Origin of the sequence: Pseudoalteromonas rubra (assembly GCF_004212645.1) — a bacterium.
Lineage (GTDB): Bacteria > Pseudomonadota > Gammaproteobacteria > Enterobacterales > Alteromonadaceae > Pseudoalteromonas > Pseudoalteromonas rubra_G.
Genome location: NZ_PPUZ01000043.1, coordinates 1 through 18,941 on the forward strand (window position 1 = coordinate 1; position 18,941 = coordinate 18,941).

10 protein-coding genes are annotated in these 18,941 nt (G+C 49.0%); all 10 read right to left on the reverse strand.

Translation table 11 applies throughout. The annotated features are described in order from the left end of the window. Positions 1 to 98 precede the first annotated feature (98 nt). Complete coding sequence (locus tag C3B51_RS15855; RefSeq protein WP_130245694.1) at positions 99 to 2,855, reverse strand: Ig-like domain-containing protein; 2,757 nt, start codon at positions 2,853 to 2,855, stop codon at positions 99 to 101. Positions 2,856 to 2,942: 87 nt separating this feature from the next. Then, positions 2,943 to 5,585: a glycosyl hydrolase family 18 protein gene (locus tag C3B51_RS15860; RefSeq protein WP_130245695.1), complete on the reverse strand. Its 2,643-nt coding sequence runs from the start codon at positions 5,583 to 5,585 to the stop codon at positions 2,943 to 2,945. Positions 5,586 to 5,604: 19 nt separating this feature from the next. Next, complete coding sequence (locus C3B51_RS15865) at positions 5,605 to 7,194, reverse strand: lytic polysaccharide monooxygenase (RefSeq protein ID WP_130245696.1); 1,590 nt, start codon at positions 7,192 to 7,194, stop codon at positions 5,605 to 5,607. A gap of 49 nt (positions 7,195 to 7,243) precedes the next feature. After that, entirely contained in the window at positions 7,244 to 10,405 is a 3,162-nt protein-coding gene (locus C3B51_RS15870; RefSeq protein ID WP_130245697.1) for a glycosyl hydrolase family 18 protein, read from the reverse strand. Between the two features lie 634 nt (positions 10,406 to 11,039). Beyond that, positions 11,040 to 12,761, reverse strand: a complete 1,722-nt coding sequence (locus tag C3B51_RS15875; protein WP_130245698.1) for a DUF3466 family protein — start codon at positions 12,759 to 12,761, stop codon at positions 11,040 to 11,042. Between the two features lie 11 nt (positions 12,762 to 12,772). After that, positions 12,773 to 14,686, reverse strand: a complete 1,914-nt coding sequence (gene uup / locus C3B51_RS15880; protein WP_130245699.1) for an ATP-binding cassette ATPase Uup — start codon at positions 14,684 to 14,686, stop codon at positions 12,773 to 12,775. Between the two features lies 1 nt (position 14,687). After that, on the reverse strand, positions 14,688 to 14,918 hold the full coding sequence (locus C3B51_RS15885; protein WP_130245700.1) for a glutaredoxin family protein: 231 nt from the start codon (positions 14,916 to 14,918) through the stop codon (positions 14,688 to 14,690). Next, positions 14,911 to 17,022 carry a bifunctional 23S rRNA (guanine(2069)-N(7))-methyltransferase RlmK/23S rRNA (guanine(2445)-N(2))-methyltransferase RlmL gene (gene rlmKL, locus C3B51_RS15890; protein ID WP_125780201.1) on the reverse strand — a complete coding sequence of 704 codons (2,112 nt, stop codon included), beginning with the start codon at positions 17,020 to 17,022 and terminating at the stop codon, positions 14,911 to 14,913. Before rlmKL ends, C3B51_RS15885 begins: the two co-directional genes overlap by 8 nt. Before the next feature lie 121 nt (positions 17,023 to 17,143). After that, on the reverse strand, positions 17,144 to 17,674 hold the full coding sequence (locus tag C3B51_RS15895) for a cell division protein ZapC domain-containing protein (protein WP_130245701.1): 531 nt from the start codon (positions 17,672 to 17,674) through the stop codon (positions 17,144 to 17,146). A 242-nt stretch (positions 17,675 to 17,916) separates the two neighbouring features. After that, positions 17,917 to 18,927, reverse strand: a complete 1,011-nt coding sequence (gene pyrD / locus C3B51_RS15900; RefSeq protein WP_130245702.1) for a quinone-dependent dihydroorotate dehydrogenase — start codon at positions 18,925 to 18,927, stop codon at positions 17,917 to 17,919. Positions 18,928 to 18,941: the final 14 nt, after the last annotated feature.

The following is an 18,941-nucleotide window of genomic DNA, read 5'->3' on the forward strand; positions in this document are numbered from 1 at the left end:
TTTTGCTATTTAGTTGTTATAAATAAGAAATTTTTAACACTGTCAGCGTCATATTTGCTCCGTCAAATTGAACAGGTATTAAGTGGAATGGGTATTATCTACTTGCAATCACCTTTTTCTTTCCACACAGCCCAGCGGCTAGCATTATCGGCCGGATTCTGGTTGCGTGTCCACCACTTGGCCTGGAACAACCGACCGTTATAACTCACCTGTTCACCCGCGGTATAAACCGTATTGGCGGACCAGGCACCGACTCGACATCCAGGTGTCTTTGTTTTGACGCTGATGTTGTGCGTGGCTGAGCGAGTTTGCAGCCCACTCTTATCGCTGGCCACCGCATATACCTCATACGCACCCACTTCGCCCAAGGTCACCGAGGCTGAGTAAGGCTTTGTATGACTGCTTGCCACCTGTTTGCCATTAACAAAATAACGGACTTGAGCCAGGTCCCCATCCTTATCAGACGCACTGACCTGGAGTGCGATTGGCTGCCCCGGTGCAAACTCACTGCCATTTTTGGGGCTGTTCAGGGTTACCTCTGGTGCATGGGTCTCACTTTTTATGGCATTCACTTTGATTGTGCGTGTAACTGCTTCTGAACGGGCACCCTTGTTATCTATGGCAACCGCACTCAGAATGTATTCTCCAGCTTGTTTTGCGGCAAAGTTAAATGCATAAGGTGCCTGAGTAAGCTCAGTCAGCAACTGCCCATTGACACTCACTGATACCTGTTTAATCGTGCCATCTCTGTCGGTAGCCTTTAATGCCACCGCAACTTTGCTGCCTTCACTCACCTCGAGATCATTGTCTGGTGATAAGAAGGTCAGTTCAGGCACCTGATTTGGTTGCTCCGCTTTGATACCACACTCAACGCCGCGCTGCCACACGCCCCAGGAACCTGAGTTATGCGCTGGGCTCTGGCCTCGGTTCCACCATTTGGCCGTATATTCAAAGCCATCAAAGGACGCTTTATTACCCTGGACATAGACCTGACTTTCTCTCCACTGGGGTGTCTGGCATTGCGCAGGGTCAATTAAGGTAAAGCGCACGGCCTCTGAGGTGACTGTCAGTCCTTCGTTATCTTCTACAATCGCGCTGAGTTGATAGGTGCCGGTTTCACCGCTTTGCCAGTTTATCTCATAAGGCTCAGCGGTTAATGTCCGATATTGCTCGCCGTTTATAACAAAAGTGACTTTAGCAACCTCACCATAATCATCCTTTGCATCTGCACTGAAGGTCAGCGCTGAGTTAATCTTAAAGCGACTGCCCTCGCCCGGGTTTGTTATGCTAATTTCTGGTGGTTTATTTTCTGTACAGGCAAAAACCCCCACCTGTTTAAACGCCGCGCCAACCTCTTTAGTGTCGTAGCCCAGCTCCTCGGCGGCATCCGTTACGCCGCAAGCCAGCGACTCAAAATTGCCGTTGTAAACCCAGTAGTGTTTGTTGGCATGTAACATCACTTCATAGGCTTTTTTCACACCCCAGCCGGGTGTGTTTGCCAGATGATAAAATGCTTTATTAAACACCCCAGAGCTATAGTGAACATCCAGCCCTATGGTGTAATCATCCGCATGACCAATCGACTTGCCATCTTTGGTTGGGTCATCCATATAGCGCAGCGCTGTGCGGTTTTTGAAAATACTGGCACCAATTAACCAGTCTACTTCACAATTGCCATCGGCGTCTTGATTCAAAAAGCACTCCAGTGCTTCCGATGTCATATCTGAAAACGCTTCGTTTACACCGCCAGACATACTGCTATATATCAGCTTGGAGTTTTGTGACGTCACACCATGGGCAATCTCATGGGCGACCACGCCCAGTGATGTAAAGGGATATACGCCATAACGCGACAAGTTGCCATCGCCAAACGTCACTTCCTTGCCATTCCAAAATGCATTGAGGTAATTTTCACGGTAGTGCACCCGCATCACCAAATCGCCTTCAAGCGCGCGGCTGCTGTACCAGTCATCAAACATCTCAAGCGTTGCTTTACCATAGTACATGGCATCATTCAGCGGAGAGTACGCACCGTTAACTGACTTATGCTGGTTCTCGTGGCAATCAAACACAAAGGTCTCTGTATTACTGATGTCGTGTTCCATGTCGATAACGCGAATATCATCATGTGCCAGGGCACAACGCCCATCATCACGCTCTGTGGCATAAAACTTTGGCTTATCCTCACCATAATAGTGGCGGCCGATTTTCTCATTGCCGCCGGGGCCCGTGCCAATTTTGCCGTGGGTCAGTGTTTCAACATGACTCAATACCTCTGCACTATGGGCATCAATAAAGAACTCCGGTCGGCTGGGTGCTTGCTCTGTCTCAGCAAAAAAGCTAATCCGATAGGCCAATCTGAACCCATTCTGATAGGGGTACACCACCAGCTCAATCTGTTCGTCCTGGGTCAGCAAAAGGTTCGGGATACTGGCTTTTGCGCTGCGCAAAGCTTGCGCTTCATCAATTGACGCCACAACCGAATCCAGCTTAGGCGCCGGTACCACTGAGCCACTGACACCCGTGATATTCCCCTCTGGGGAAAACCACACACTGAGCAGGTTTTGCGCATCATGATGGGTCACAATTTCACCACCGTGTACTCGTACTCCCTGGTAATACTGACTGCGACGCAGGTGCTTGCCATCTTCGCTGCGGCTGTGGGTTTTAAATTCAAAGTCTGGCTGAGTATTTGCCTGACGGGATTGGAAAAAGCGCGTTGACTGCTGCAACTGTTCAATCAGCTGAGATTCCAGCTGTTTGTTACTGTGGACACTGATCGGTGCGGTGTTTGCAGTAGAACCAAATACACTCACTGCAGCGAGAAAAGACGCTATGGGTGATAACTTATACATGATTTTACTCTTTTTGTTCGTTGTTTTTATTTATCTTTAGAAGCGCATCCCTGCGCTCACAGGAGTTATCCGTAACAGCCGATTAATTTATAGCTTGCGCCACACACCGTTACTGCCAGGCGTCTGACCACGGGTCCACCAGCGTGCCTGCCAGGTTTCGCCGCCATGTGTTACTTTGTCACCGCCGGTATAAACCAGGTCACTGCGCCAGGCACGTACTTTGCCATCGTCTGGGATGATCTCCTGCCATACACCGCCATTGGAAGGCAACGCACCTCGTGTCCACCAGCGAGCGCGATATTCCACACCTTTGTAAAACACCTTGTCGCCGCCTACATACACTTTATTGGCATCCCAGGTGGTGTTGCCATCACCAGGGGTCGGTTCAGGTGTTTCAGTCAGATTTTTTACTGTGACGTTGAATTGACGTTGTACTTCATGGACACCATCGCTGACGGTCACAGTCCCGGTCACAGTCTGTGTTTTATCCACTTCGGAGGCCGTCAGGGTCACAGATGCGCCCTGACCACTGATTGTGTGACCAGGCACATTCCACTGGTAACTCAGTTTTTTACCTTCCGGATCAGTGGCACCCACGGTCAGGGTTTTGCTGGCCTTTTCATCCAGACTAATACTCGCTATGTCTCCAACAACGGGGGCTTTGTTTTCAACTACCATCGCCTTCACCAGTACTTTGACTTGTCGCTGTACCTGGTTCACCCCATCGGAGACCTGTAAGTTGACCGTAAAAACCGAGTCCTGAGCGACATTGGGCGCTGTTACGATAACGCTGTCATGCTCGCTTTGCAGATTCAGCTGAGCATCGCCTGACCAGCGATAGGTCAGCGCTTTGCCTTCCGGGTCCCGCGCGTCGGCAGTCAGGATGTAGATGTCACCCGCCTGCAAAATCAGGCTAGCCGGCACAGTAACTGTGGGTGCTTTGTTCACGGGCACCGGCTTAGTCACTTTCCCGGCCAAGCCTTCGTGCATGGCATTGAGAATATCGCCGTTATCGGCATCAATTTCCCAGGCGAACAAGCCGCCCAGGTTGTGCTCACGGACATACTGGCCCTTGGCTCTGACGGAACGCGGGCTGTCATAGGTCACCAGCGTCCCGGTATCGCGATTCCACACAAAGGCTGCTTCGGCTGTAGTGTCATAACCCACCTCAAAGCCATTAATGCCCTGCTCACCACTGCCAATCATGTGCGCCTTCAGACCTTTATAGTCGATGACACCCGCTTCCCAGACGCCCTGTGACGTGCTGCCTCGTAGCTTACCATTGGCCGGTGCCGTCATCGGGTTGTCGGCGATTTTGGCATTTTTGGGATATACCCCTTCCCAGCCACGTCCGTACATGGCTGCACCGACGACCAGTTTTTCACTGGGAACGCCTTGCTTGAGTAGTAGCTGAATAGCATTATCCAGCGTATAAGCGGGGCCTTTTCTTGCTTCACCTTGCTCATCAACACCCGTGCCCTGGCACTCATCTGAATTCAGATGTGAACCACAGTAAATGCCCGTCTGGTGGCCTGTTTCGTTGTTCCAGCCGCCGTAAAAGTCATAGGTCATGGCAAAGATGTAATCCATGTACTGCGCAGCATCGCGATAATCAACATCTTCGATTTTGTCCCAGCCGGTACCAATGGCTGAAGTTAATTCGAATTCACGACCGGTTTCAATTTCCAGCTCATCCAACATCTCTCTGAGCTCTTTCATCAGCAACACATAGGTTTCGCCATCCGTGCTGGCGCCCAAATCAGGGTGAGCACCATCACCACCGGGAAATTCCCAGTCAATGTCTACGCCGTCATAGAATTTCCAGGTGGTCAGGAACTTGCGCATTGACTTCACAAAGGTGTCGCGATTTGCTTTGTCCGTAAAATCAAAGAAAGGATCGGATAAAGTCCATCCCCCTACCGAAGGTAAGATCTTCAGATCCGGGTTGTGTTGTTTCAGCGCCATTAATTGCGCGTAGGTGCCACGAATTGGATCGTTACTGCTGATCCCAGGCAGTGCCTTTTGAACCGCAGCCCAGGGGTCGTGGATCACCACTTCATAGTCATCAGAGCTGCCACAGGCCAGCTTTAGGGCGCGCAGACTATTGCCATTTTCTATCTCAGCCAACGAATCATTCGGACCACAAATAGGAATAAAGCCATATAAAAGGTGGGTCAGATTATCCGCCGGGATTTGGGTCACATCAAAGTTTCGGCCGTATATGCCCCACTCAACAAAATAGGCACCTACTACCGTATTGGGATCAGTGTCATGCTTTTTGTTATTGGGGTTGACGTTTAGCTTGAGTGGTTCCAGGTGCCCACCATCGGTATCCGCAATTACGATGGGCTTGCTGGCAGAGGTGGCACAGCCCGACGCATCACACAATGCAATGCGCAATTCATGCCGCCCTGATCTATGATAAGGGAAGCGGATCACCCCGCTGGTGGTGCCTTTCGCCAGTTTACCTTCATTGACCACCTTGTCATCAAAGTACACTTTGTAACTGTCACCCCCCTTGCCCGACCAGGCATTCCATTCAATCGCGATATCGACCACCTCTTTGGCCTGGATCAGCTGTTTGTATGACCCTCGGCCATAAATATTCACATCAACAAAGGAGTAGTTTTGCGGTTTCCAGTTAATGCTCGGGGTTGATGGCGCAGCGACAGCTGTCGCTACTGATAAAGCTGATGCGACCGCAGCCGCACTGATCAAATAGTTAAACATGTTCTTTCCTCGTTCGTTGTTATAGTTTTTTCCACACGCTGTGTTTGCCAGGTTGCTGGCCTCGGGTCCACCAGCGCGCCTGATAACGCTCGCCCTGATAGCGCACAATTGCACCGCCGGTATAAGCCACGGAGGCTTGCCATAGGTCTTGCGGTTCTGAGGGCGGCGCAATGCGCTCCCAGGCATGGCTTGTATCGGGGCGTTGCCCGCGAACCCACCATTTGGCGCGATATTGGCTGCCGTTAAAGCTGACAATGTCTCCGCCGGTATAGACCTTATCCGCCTGCCAGGTATCACTATCGGGGGGCGTCGGGGTGTCATTTTGGTTGGTCACGGCAATGACCAGGTTGACTGAGGTGCTGAGTTGTCCGTCGGAAACCGTAACTTTGCCGCTAAATTGCGTGTCTTTATCTACTTGTGGGGCCGTGACTGTGATGGTTGCGCCGTTGCCGGTGTAACTGACTTGGGCAGGCAACTGCCAGTCGAAATCCAGTCTGCTTTGCTGGTCATCAAAGGCATGCACATGCAAATGTGCGCTTTGTCCTTCTTGTACCGTCAAGACGGCCGGGGTATGCACTGTGGGTGGTGTATTCACGGGCCTGGCAACCACACTGAGATTAAAGGTATGCGCCTGATCGCTCAAAAAAACCTGATTGCTCGCCAGATTAGTTGTATCAAAGTGAATATTGCCGTGCGCATCTTGCACCCCAATGCGGATCAGTGCAGCGAACGCCTCATTGAGCTGCGTCGCAAAATACGCTGGCCAGTCGGCAAGGCGCTGCTCAGAAATGGTGAGTTTTTCCTGAATAAGCTCTTTGCCGTTGCCGTCGAACGCCCGCAACCAAATGGTATCGCCAATATTGGCCGTCTGCCCCTGACGCAGATAGTACCCGGCGCTGTGCCAACTTTGTGGCGGCTGGGGTTCAGCGTCTCTGATGAGCGTAATATCACTACAGTTATAAAAGCCTTCTCCGACTATATCATCCCGTTGCCAGCGGCTGTAAAGGATGGCATCGCCCGAAAACTTATCAGGAACGGCCACTGTCATCTCATAATAACGGTTACCGTCGGGTGCCATAAAAAAGTCGACATTGCCATGACTTTGCACCAGCTCCAGATTAGCCCAGCTGAGTGCTTTGTTTTCAAAATCCACGCCCGGCTTGGTTAAATAAAACTGCCAAAAACTCGGGTTGTGCGGCGTTGTGGCCCGATAACGGATCTTGATTTGCCCTTTACCATCGACCATTACAGGGGTTTTCTGCCAGTCTTTGGAGGGTAAGCCCATGCCAGCTTTGTTTTTATCTCCGGCATGGCATAAAGTCCCATCGGGAATATTCGCCTCAACCGCGCTTTGATCGTTAAACTCTGCCGTATTGACGGCAAATTCATGTTTCTGGATAAACTGCACATGGCCGGATTTCAAAAATGCAGCACGGCAAGCTCCATTGGGGATTTTGGAACCATCTTTTGGCCACCAAAACCCGCCCTGCTCCTGACAAATCGCCTGACGGGCCTTGGGAAAGTCCATATAGCCATGGGCATGCGCCTGATTGATGGCAGCCAGGGTCATCCCAACGGCCAAAGCCGATAGGGTTTTATTGTATTTCATAGGGTTATCTCCTGCGGTGGCAGTGATGCCACCGCTATTTTTTTGAGGATTAAAGCGCGCAAACCTGCTGCCACGCACCACCATTAGACGGTGTTGCATTGGTCCACCATTTTGCTTTGTAAACGTAACCGTTATGGATCAGCATATCGCCACCGAGCGCATGACTCGGTGTACCGGCCCAATTAGTGCGCGGCCACTGAGGATATTGATTGATATTGCCCAGCTCAACGCCCTGACAACGTGAGCCCTGTGGTGGATTACCGCCGGATGTGTCGTCCGACTTTTTCGCTACAGGCAGTTGAGGGTATTCACTACTGAAGGCGTATTGTTTGCCATTTTTTTCAATGATAAAGTTAACCGGTCCCGTGATCGGCATGTAGTACATCACCTGGGCATTCACGGTCTCTCCCGGCTTAAACGACTCCAGCTGGCCACCCCACTCGTTTTTCAGGGTAATTGAGAAACGATGGAATTCGTTGTCAAAGCCACCTATGTTATTACCGCGTGTGTTGCTGGCATCATGCTCTACTTTCATGCCGAGCTTTTTGCGGGCATTCCAGTTGGATTTAAAAATCGCCGAGGTTGAGACTGGCACATTGAAGCTGATAGTTGCCCCGCTCAGGTCTAGCTCCGAGTGGTTAGTGAACGCAAATGTAGGTCTGATCGGGTAGTTCTGATCGCCAACCGGGAAGTCTTTGGCATCAAAGCGAATATCGACTGCCATCTCAGGTACCGTGAATTCGGCATCACCCTGCGTCGTTGCGTAGTTAGTACCATCTTGATTGAAGGTGTTATAGGCAAGGCTGGTCATGGTCGAACCCATGAAGTACTCACCTTTATCCGCATGGTAGTCGAAGTCGCCAGCCAGCTCCCAGAACATCACGCCACCCAGACCTTTTTCAACCACATAATTGAGCTTAGTCTGCATGGATCCGGTATCTTCCATCGACAGGAAGACTTTTTTCTGTGCATTGTACAGCCAGGGCGCGACAGCGATGTCATCGTAATGCCGCACATACTCGCCACGCAGCACATCATCCGAGTCTGTGTCTGGTGTTAAGCCATAATCGGTTAGGTAGCTTGGGTTGATACCGTGTTGCAAGTTCTTTGCGTGCCAAAGTGGATTGGAGCCTGCTGCGACTTCTTGTCCGTTTTCAATGTCGTGCCATAGGTTGTCGATGCCAATGGCGCCGTTGCCACATTTGTTTTTCTCGCCAATCCCAGTTCCTTTCGGACAGGCGTTTTGATCTGGCAGAGGCGCGCGACCCCAGAGACCGTTTTCACCGCCACGCACATCTTTAAAGCCACGGGTGTAATAAGGGATGCCTATGTTGATCCGCCCCGCAGGCAATGCACCTCTGAAATAATTCACGGCCCAGTCTGTGTTGAGATAGCCAATTCCCCCAAACTCTTTGGTGCCATAGACATTCCAGGTTTTCAGCTCGGTGTCTTTACCCGTGTCATACAAAGGTGCGTTATGGCCAACATGGTCATTCCAGGCGCCGTGCAGGTCGTAACTCATGATGTTCACAAAGTCGAGATATTGCGCGGTCTGGAACGTTTCCATACCTCTTAGTAAGTAGCCCGAAGAAGGAGACGCTATGGTCAGCATATAGTGCTTACCATCCTGCTCGCCTGCTTTATCCAGTGCTTCACGCAGGGATTTCATCAGCACCTGATAAGATTGATTCAGGCCAGCGCGGCGCTGATTGCTGATCTCAAAATCTTCAGGATGGCCCGAGTCTTTCATCGAGGACGGATATTCGTAGTCAATGTCCAGACCATCAAAACCGTACTGACGTAAGAAGGCCACAGAGCTGGCAACAAACGCTTCTATCCCCTCATGATTAACACTGCCATCGGCGTGGGTGGTCATAGTGTAAAACCCGCCACTGTTGACGCGCTTTCCGGTTTCATCAAAGTAACCGCCCGTTTCTGCCCAGCCACCAACTGAGATCATGGTTTTGACGTGTGGATACTGCTTTTTGTAACGATTCAATAAGTTAAAGTGACCGGTATAAGGCAGACTTGGATCCATTTCGGCGCCCGGCTCGCCCGGCCAGGTCATATTGGTTGCAGCGTTGCCCTCAGCGTTAGGGTCGCCAATGCTTAGCTCATTTTGGCTATTTACATGAGCAAACGCATAGTTAATGTGGGTGATCTTGTCCCAGGGAATATCATTGACCAGATAACTTGGCTGACCGTTTTTACCATGTCGCCAGCTGGTAAAGTAACCAATCACGCGCCGGGGATGATCCGCCCCCATTTTCTCCCGACCTTCGCTATCGTATACATCACAATAAGCACTGGTTACGCCGGGTGTACGATATAGTCCGGCAGGCAAACAATCCAGCTGGCTTGTTTTATCGTCACCAGGCGCTTTCACAATGAAAGTACGCGTTATTGTTTCTGACACCAGGCCATGCTCGTCCGTTGCCTGCAAAGTAAACTCGTGACGGCCGGCCGATGCAGCTGACCACTCATATTGCGCCTCAGTCAGTTCTGTACGCTTAACCTCTTCCCCATTTAGCGTCAGTATCTGAGTTAAACCATCATTTTCTTTGTCATGGCTTCGCAATGTGAGGCGAACCAGACTGCCCACTTCCAGTTCACTGGGCAACTCGGCTGTCAAACGTGAAACCGGTGCGGTGTTTTTTTCTTCCGGCGGTAACGCGTTCACTACGACTTTCCGCCTGGTCGATACAGTTTTTGCGCCATCGTCATCAATGGCCACCGCATGAAACAGGTGTTCCCCTGTACGTGCTTTCCAGTCAAGTACATAGGGGGCTTTGTCTAAAACTTTGACCAGGGTGTCATTGTGATAAACCAAAACCTGCTTGATCACACCATCACTGTCACTCGCTTCAAAAGCGAACTGGATCTGTTCGCCTTCACTTACATTTACCTCACCCTGGGGCTGAGTGACATCAATAACCGGTGACTGATTGGGTAGCTCAGTGCCACGACATTCACCCAGCTTACGCCATTCCTGCCATTGACCGGAGCGGAGCTTAGGTGATGAACGATTCCACCAATTTGCCTGGTAGGCTATGTTATCTTGTTGCACTTGCTGGCCGGACGTATACACCTGACCGGCTTGCCACTGAGGTATCCCACTACAATCCACCGCCGCACTCGCGTGGTGTGCCATTAATGCCAGCGCTATTGCGCTAAGCTTAACGGCTGGCTTTGACATGTTAATTATCTGCATAAATACATCCTCACTTGTTTTTATTTTTAACCTGACATCAATGAAAAATGAGTTTGTTTTCCATCTCGGTCCAGGCGGATGCAGTGTATCGTTCCAAATAGACATAACAAGTGACTATATAAAAATAATAATCTAGTACATTTTTACTTTTATTTACTCTGCAACGTGAGTCATAAATGCTTTTATGCTATTGATAATAGTAAAGATTATTTATTTGTTGCGTTTTTATGAATACTGAGATAACCAGCCTTCATCATTGCGTATCTTAAAACTTACAAAAAGCACTGGTAAGAACAGCCATAAGGATGGCTAAAAATGATTTTTATAGTACTTTTTAACCAATCAGAAGATATAAAATGTATGTTTCACGGGGTAAAATTGATTAAAACAGTGCTCTTATCGCACAATTAAACATGCGAAACGACAGCCAGAAAGAGGACAAACCATCCGTTTTACGTGCTCGATTTGTACAATATTAGAAGTCAGCCATAAGGCCAAACGGTCGCAGTAGGAAACTTATCCTAATCGTAGCCAATAACGACTGGCGGCTTAGGTAGATATAGCGCTCTAAAAGGACAGGTTTGGAGTGGTAATAAATACGGGGCATACCGGTAAAGGCATGCCCCGAGGGTGTTTATTTCTGACGTCTGCGGCGTACCCACAGCAGCGGCAGTGCAAGTAAAGACAACCAGCTCAGAGACGCTGACTGACGTTCATAAGTCTCAGTTTCCGGGGCAACACACTGCTCCAGGTCTGTACTGCCCGTTTTTGTCAATACGACTGGTATAGTCACTGATTCTGACGCTTCATTGCCATCGGAGTCTTTGTCCGGGTTGCCAAATGAATCCAACTTAGTAACCGTTTTGGTTGCTACTGCGTAAATCGTATTATCATCTGTTATGCGAATGGCTTCCGCCACGACATATGGGAATTCATCGCTTTGACAAGGCAGTAAATCATTGATGTTAGTCAGCTTTTCATCGCCAATCTTATACATAAAGGCCTCGCTGCGAGGGCTGGAAACGTTTTTCTCTATTTCACCCTGACCCACAATGTAACCGGCGTTGTTGATGTCTCTGACATAAGTGTCTGAGCCACTGAAATAACTGGGCAGTTCCACAAACGTTTTATTGCTCATATCGTAGTAAAACCCGGCTACTTCAAATAAAGAGCCTTGGTATTGTCGGCCTACATATCCGGCAATGACGTTACTGTCGTTGATGTCGACCGCATTACCGGCCTGGTCAAAAACATCGTGCTCTCGCAAAGTGAAAAATTGACCATCCTGGTAATAGCCCGGCTCTTCATAGGCTTTCAGGCTATCGTCAATTCTGATCCTGGATTTACCAACGGCGACCCCCGCCTTATTGATGGCAAACGCCGAGCTGTAAAATGGATTGTTTTCATCGTCTTTGCGCTCGAGGCCAATACCCAGGTTCTTTGCCTCAATAACGTTGAAATCTTTATCCAATGTCCATTGGAAAGCGCGTAAATCATAGATACCACGGCCCTGACGCCAAATACAAACAGCTTCTGGTTCGTCTTTATTGTCACAGTTATCTGTAATGGTGGTTTGGCTGTTTTCTGGCAATCCCACTGATGCCTGGCCCACCACCAGATAGTTGCCTTCATCGGTCAGGGTAATGTCTGTCGCGATACTGTAGCCGCCATATTCGGTGAACTCAGGCTCAAGTGTGACACGCTTGCCACCTGGCGAGATTACGATACCACGAGCATGCCAGTCACGAACAAAATAGGTTTTCGCCTCACTTTCTCCCTCAGGCGTAAACGTGATCTTTTTAAAAGGCGCAGAGCCCCAGCCAGCCACAGTGCCATCTGCCGCGATGGCGGTCACCGCATTGCTGACGGAACGTGTCAGGCCCGCATAGTCTGGCGACTCGACATCGAACAAGTCAATCAGATTAACACTGGTGCCGGTGAATTCGAGCCCAGATACAGAACTGATTTTTTGGAACTCAGCACTCGCACTTTGTGTACCAGATGACAAGTAACCCAGCATAAAGTTATGTGCTTCTGCGTCTGTTGTAAGCGCATCACCATTCTCTATGTCATCCAGGGTAAAAGAGATGGTTTCTTCCCTGTTTTCTAAAATTCTTTTGTAGGTGTCGTAATAATCGACAATCGAACTGTCTTGAAAATCGATATAACTGATATCGACAGGCAGATTATACAGTCCCGTTACGCGGCCGATGGCATCACCGCTCTCATTGGCATCCGTCACATAGTGCATTTTGCCTATGTCGCTGGTTGGTAATTCAGTGAGTGTATACGGCGCGGCACTCACCGCACCAGACAGGCCAAAGATAATGCTGGCGGCCATAAGTGAATATTTCATTTCAATCCTTACTACTGATTCTGTAATGCTTCTAATTCTTCCCAACGCTCAAACGCGGCTTCAAGCTTGGACTCAAGGTCAGCCAAATGGTTCAACGCGGTTTGGGTCGTTTCAGGATCTTGCTTGAAAAACTCCGGTGAATTCACCAGGTTTTGCTGCTCTTCCAGCTCGTTTTCCAGAGCCTCTACTTTACCCGGCAACGCTTCCAGTTCAAGCTTTAATTTGTAGCTTAACTTGCCGGATTTGTTTTTATTGGCTGATTTTTTGTTATCGCTCGCCTGCTGTTTCTCTTTATCGAGCTTTTCCAACGCTTTTTGCTGCTCCAGGCGCTGTTCCCGGTATGCTTCAAAATCACTAAAGCCACCGACAATCTCGGTTACTTTACCTTCGCCTTCGAATGCCCAGACACTGTTACAGGTATTATCAATAAACTCCCTGTCGTGGCTGACAATCAGGATAGTGCCCTGATACTGGTTAATGATCTCTTCGAGCAATTCCAGTGTTTCGATATCCAGGTCATTGGTCGGCTCATCGAGTACCAAAACATTTGAAGGTTTAAGGAATAGCTTGGCCAGCAACAGACGGTTCTTCTCTCCGCCGGACAAGGCCTTAACCGGGGTACGCGCTCGCGCAGGCGGGAATAAGAAGTCTTGCAGATAACCAAGGACATGGCGACTGCGCCCCCCCATTTGTACTTCCTGCTTGCCTTCGGCAACATTGTCCTGAACGGTTTTTTCCTCATCCAGCTTTTCCCGATACTGGTCAAAATAGGCCACTTCAAGGTTAACGCCCTGCTTCACTTTGCCGTTATCCGGTGCAATATCACCAAATAAAATTTTCAGTAAAGTGGTTTTACCGACGCCGTTGGGACCGATCAGACCCACCCGATCGCCGCGCATGACCAGCGTCGAGAAGTCATCCACAATGCGCTTATCTTTAAAGGCATGACCAATATGTTGTGCCTCGAAGACCAACTTACCGGAGCGCTCGGCTGACTCAATGTTAAAGTCAGTCTTGCCGACTTGCTCAACACGTTGCTTACGCTCAACCCGCAGTGCTTTGAGGGCTCTGACTCGCCCCTCGTTGCGTGTGCGGCGTGCTTTGATCCCCTGACGGATCCAGGCTTCTTCTTCTGCTAGTTTTTTGTCGAATAAGGCGTTTTGTGCCTCTTCAACTTTCAGGTCGTGCGCCTTTTGCTCTAAATATTTCGCATAATCACCCGGGTAAGAGATAAGCTTACCGCGATCCAAATCAAGAATACGCGTTGCAACGCCGCGGATAAATGCCCGGTCGTGGGAGATAAAAACAATACCGCCTTTGAATTCCTTTAAGAATTGCTCAAGCCACTCAACACTGCTCATGTCCAGGTGGTTGGTTGGTTCATCCAGCAGCAACAAGTCCGGGTCGCTCACCAGTGCCTTCGCTAAAGCCACTTTACGCAGCCAGCCACCGGAGAGTTTTTCCAGCTTCATATTGGCACTCAGTTGCAATTGGGTCAGGACCAGCTTGATACGGCTTTCGAAACGCCACGCATCTTTTGCTTCAATGTCGGCTGATAAACGCTCCAGGCGACTGAGCAAACTGCTTGAATGATCCGTTTGCAGTGCTTCACTGACATGATGATAATCAATCAGTAGCTGGGCAATATCTGGCAGGCCACCGGCCACATAATCGAATACACTGCCCTGTGCGCCCTTTGGCGGATCTTGCTCGAGCCGCGATACTTTCAGGCCAGACACCCGGTTAATTTCGCCATCGTCGAGCTGAACTTGCCCGTCCAGAACCTTAAGCAGGGTTGATTTACCGGCACCGTTGCGCCCGACAATACAGACCCGCTCTCCGGCTTCAATGACCGCATCCGCCTGATCTAACAAAGGATGAGTACCAAAAGCCAGCTGGGCCCTTGCAATTCTGATTAAATCCATCTTACTTTAACAACTCTTTTATATCTTGTTCTGTGAAGGGCCAGAACAAAGTTCTGGCACTGTCTGTTGACTTAAGTACGGGAATGGACGTCTGATAGTCAGCCATCAGCTGAGGGTCGTCCACAATATCCTGATGCACTACCGCGTCGCTGTCGACACAGCGTAGCACCAATTCAAGAGCTTGCTCGCAAAGGTGACAGCCGTCAGTATAAAACAGGGTAAGCTTAGCCATGGGTGATCAACCAACTGTTGTGAATTTGCTTGTTGCGCTTGAAATCCGGTGACAAAGTTTGCTCTGACACGTTTTCAGCCTTGAGCCCAAGTCCCATGAGACCAACTTCATCCATTTTAAAGCCGCGCTTGTTATTGGAAAACAACAAGGTACCACCCGGGCTGAGGATTTTTTTCACCCATCCCAGTAGCTGGATATGGTCGCGCTGCACATCAAACACGTCTTTCATACGTTTTGAATTGGAAAACGTTGGCGGGTCAAGGAAGATCAAGTCATATTGACCCTGAGCATGCTCAAGCCACTTAAGACAGTCTGCCTGCTCAAATCTAAAACGTGGGTTACGCAACTCGTTTAACGCGAAGTTCTCTTCTGCCCACTTCAGGTAAGTTTTAGACATATCGACCGTAGTCACTGCTTTTGCGCCACCGAGCGCGGCATGGACAGACGCACTGCCGGTATAGGCAAACAAGTTCAGGACACGCTTGTTCCTGGCATTTTGCTGAATATAGCGCCTGGCCAGTCGGTGATCTAAAAACAATCCAGTGTCCAGATAATCGAACAAGTTAACTTTGAACTTGGCGCCAAACTCTTCAATCACTTGCACTCGGTTTTGCTTGCTGAGAGCATTGTATTGTTCCTGACCTTTTTGCTTTTTACGCACCTTAACCGCAATATCTGAAGGGTCGATATCCAGCGTTTCCGCGGTCAGCGTGATAACATCCTGAAGGCGCTTGTTGGCGACTAACTCGTCGATTTCTTTTGGTGCGGCGTATTCAAATACCACAGCACTGTCGCCGTAGACATCCACCGCCACATTATACTCTGGAATATCGGCATCATACACACGATACGCCTGTACCTGCTCTTTTTTGAGCCAGCTTTTCAAAGCTTGCTTGTTCTTTTTAACCCGATTGGCAAACGCCCGTGACTGTTCAAAATGCAGCGCGCCAGTCTGTTCGTTTTGCGCCACCTGGCGCTCATCCATATCGTAAAGATACAAAGCGACATCGAGCGGACCGTTTTTAAATTTATAACGCTTTTTCGACGACAGTTTGAGGGTTTTAAAGAGTGCCTCATCTGTGCCAAGTAAGGCCACAGACCAGTCTTTATAGTGTTTTTTGAATCGCTCGCCCATACCCCGGTACAGACTAATTAGTTCTGCCATAGAGCCTAAACGCTCACCATAAGGCAGGTTGCTAAGCAATGTACCTGGGCGTTTGGCAACGCAAGTCAGCTGACTGGCATCTCCCTCACTAAAACGGATGTATTGCTCGAGCCCGGCACGTTTGGCGTTGCCTATTGCCGTTTCCAGCACCTGAGCGTCAATGTCCTGACCGATGATCCACAAGGGTTTATCCAGTTGTGCCTGTTTTAACTCGCTTTTTAGCTCTTTAAATTTGGCATCACGAAACCCCGGCAAACGCTTGAAGGCAAAGTCTTTGTTTATATTGGCAGGCAGGTTCAGCGCCATGCTGGCCGCTTCAATCAGCAAAGTACCAGAGCCACAACACGGGTCGAACAAAGGCTTAGAGGTATCATTTAACCAACCACTGCGCTGCACCAATGCCGCAGCGAGGTTTTCGCGAATAGGTGCCCGGCCTTGCTTGGTACGATAACCCCTGTCTGACAGACGTGGACCTGAATAGTCGATATAAAGGGCAATTTTTTCCTTATTGAGTTTAGCTATTACGCGTACATTGGCGTCTTGCTTATCGACGGACGGTCGTTGCTCGTACAGATCCTGAAAATAATCGACAATGGCGTCTTTGATCACCAAACCGGAAAACTGCGTGTTTTTCAGCTCCCGGTTGGTACCATTGAACTCAACCGCAAATGTTTGCTTAGGACCAAACCACTCCTGCCAGCCCTGGAAACGTGCGAACTTGTATAGATCGTCTTTGTTGTTGATGTTTTCGTGCTCATCAATCAGCATCATGACGCGCGTTGCAAAGCGCGTGGTCATACAGAATTTCTGCACTGCCAGACTATCCGCAGTAAAGCGGACCGAACCAACACTTTGTTTGACAACTTCCAGTCCCTGAGACTGAAGCTCTTCAAGCAGTAAGTTTTCAATTCCGATAGACGTTAAGGCGATAAACTGCAATGTAAATACTCAATAATTTCAATTGCAGCGAGTATAACACAGCAAGGAGCAGACTGGCATATCAGAGTCACACAGCGAGACTGACTCTGCAGATATCACAAAGCAGAAATTGGCATGAACGTCAGGCAGTCTGGCTCTGTTTATGTACCTGAATTAGAGGGTGTATTCTGTCGTTAAGGACTTTGATTGCCTGAAACTGTTCAAGCTCGATGTTTTCATCCAGCATAAAGCCTTGTGTCAGATTTATACACAAGCTGGTTTCATGGTTATGATCAACAATCAGGAACTCACCGCGCTGGCACCTTGAATGCAGGGTCACGACGGCGTCGCATAAAGGCTGACCTCCTGTGTAACGACTAAAGAACCAGCTTTTAGCCTGCACAGGAAGTAAATGGAATTTCGCGGCAGTGGCGTTAAGTGCGATTTGACAGCTCTGAGGCTCAGACCAGACTTTGAATCCGAGCAAGTAATCATAGACATTACGATAAAATGCGGCTTCTTCGACGCTTAAGTTAACACTTTGCAGGGAGTCTCCCGTTAATTGTCTGAGACGAAACGGCGTGCATAACTGAAGGTCATCACCCAAATCAACAAGCAGTCTGTTCCTGTGGCTACATCTTATCCACCGCCACTCTTTGGATGCTTGCAAAATGGACCTCCCGATATCAATGTGTTACGCATCTAAGACCTAGACAGAAGTATATCGCGAAATATCGCTGTGTGAAAATTTTTGTAATAACAAATTGCTTTAGATCATCGCGCTATATGAATGATCTTTATAAGGAAAAAACGATCATTGCGGTGTGACAATGATCGTTTTATCAAAGTGTATCTGAATGGCGGCTAAGTTACAGAATAATTACAACTATATTCAGTAGCTTAGAAAACAGCCGGTTAGATCTCCGTGATGATCTTTTTGATCAACTGAGGACCTTCATAAATAAAACCGGTGTAAACCTGGATCAAATCGGCGCCGGCTTCAAGCTTTTCTTTTGCCGCAGCTGCGCAATCGATTCCGCCAACGCCAATAATCGGGAGCTTACCTTCGGTCATGCGCTTCAGTTCGCTCACTACCTGTGTCGACTTTTCGCGTACAGGGCGACCCGATAAACCACCCGCCTCTTCTGCGTGCGCAAGACCTGTAACCGCTTCTCGCGACAATGTGGTGTTAGTGGCAATAACACCATCAATGCGGTTATTAACCAGTGATTCGGCAATTTGCTGCAACTGAACGGCATCCACATCCGGTGCAATCTTAACCAGCATTGGCACTGACTTTTTATGTTTTTCGATCAGATCTATCTGCTCGTTTTTCAGGCTCTGTAGTAAATCATCGAGGGCTTTACCGTATTGCAGGTCGCGTAATCCTGGTGTATTCGGCGAGGAAATATTAACGGTAATATAAGACGCGTGCTCAAACACTTTACGCATACAGTGAATATAATCATCTTTACCCTGCTCGTTCGGCGTATCTTTGTTTTTACCTATGTTGATACCCAGGATACCGCTGTAGCGGGCCGCTTTAACATTTGCGACCAGATTATCTACCCCTTTGTTATTAAAACCCATGCGATTAATAATCGCGTTGGCTTCTGGCAAGCGAAATATCCGGGGCTTGTCGTTACCGGCCTGAGGTCTGGGTGTAACCGTACCCACTTCAATAAAGCCAAAACCCATCTGGCTGAATGCATCAATACACTCTGCATTTTTGTCGAGTCCCGCAGCTAACCCCACCGGGTTGTCGAACTCCAGGCCCAGAAAATTAACCGGTTTCTTTGGAAGTGACTGTGACCAGGCCATACTTAATGGGGTGTTCGCGAAGCGGCGTAAATTTCCGAGCGCAAAATCATGAGCCCACTCGGCATCTTTACTGAACATATAGCGACGCGCTAAATCATAAAACATGGAGACTCCTTAAG

Coding starts and splice junctions, on each gene's coding strand:
- C3B51_RS15855 (WP_130245694.1), bottom strand. CDS start 2,855: ATGTATAAGTTATCACCCATAGCGTCTTTTCTCGCTGCAGTGAGTGTA.
- C3B51_RS15860 (WP_130245695.1), bottom strand. CDS start 5,585: ATGTTTAACTATTTGATCAGTGCGGCTGCGGTCGCATCAGCTTTATCA.
- C3B51_RS15865 (WP_130245696.1), bottom strand. CDS start 7,194: ATGAAATACAATAAAACCCTATCGGCTTTGGCCGTTGGGATGACCCTG.
- C3B51_RS15870 (WP_130245697.1), bottom strand. CDS start 10,405: ATGCAGATAATTAACATGTCAAAGCCAGCCGTTAAGCTTAGCGCAATA.
- C3B51_RS15875 (WP_130245698.1), bottom strand. CDS start 12,761: ATGAAATATTCACTTATGGCCGCCAGCATTATCTTTGGCCTGTCTGGT.
- uup (WP_130245699.1), bottom strand. CDS start 14,686: ATGGATTTAATCAGAATTGCAAGGGCCCAGCTGGCTTTTGGTACTCAT.
- C3B51_RS15885 (WP_130245700.1), bottom strand. CDS start 14,918: ATGGCTAAGCTTACCCTGTTTTATACTGACGGCTGTCACCTTTGCGAG.
- pyrD (WP_130245702.1), bottom strand. CDS start 18,927: ATGTTTTATGATTTAGCGCGTCGCTATATGTTCAGTAAAGATGCCGAG.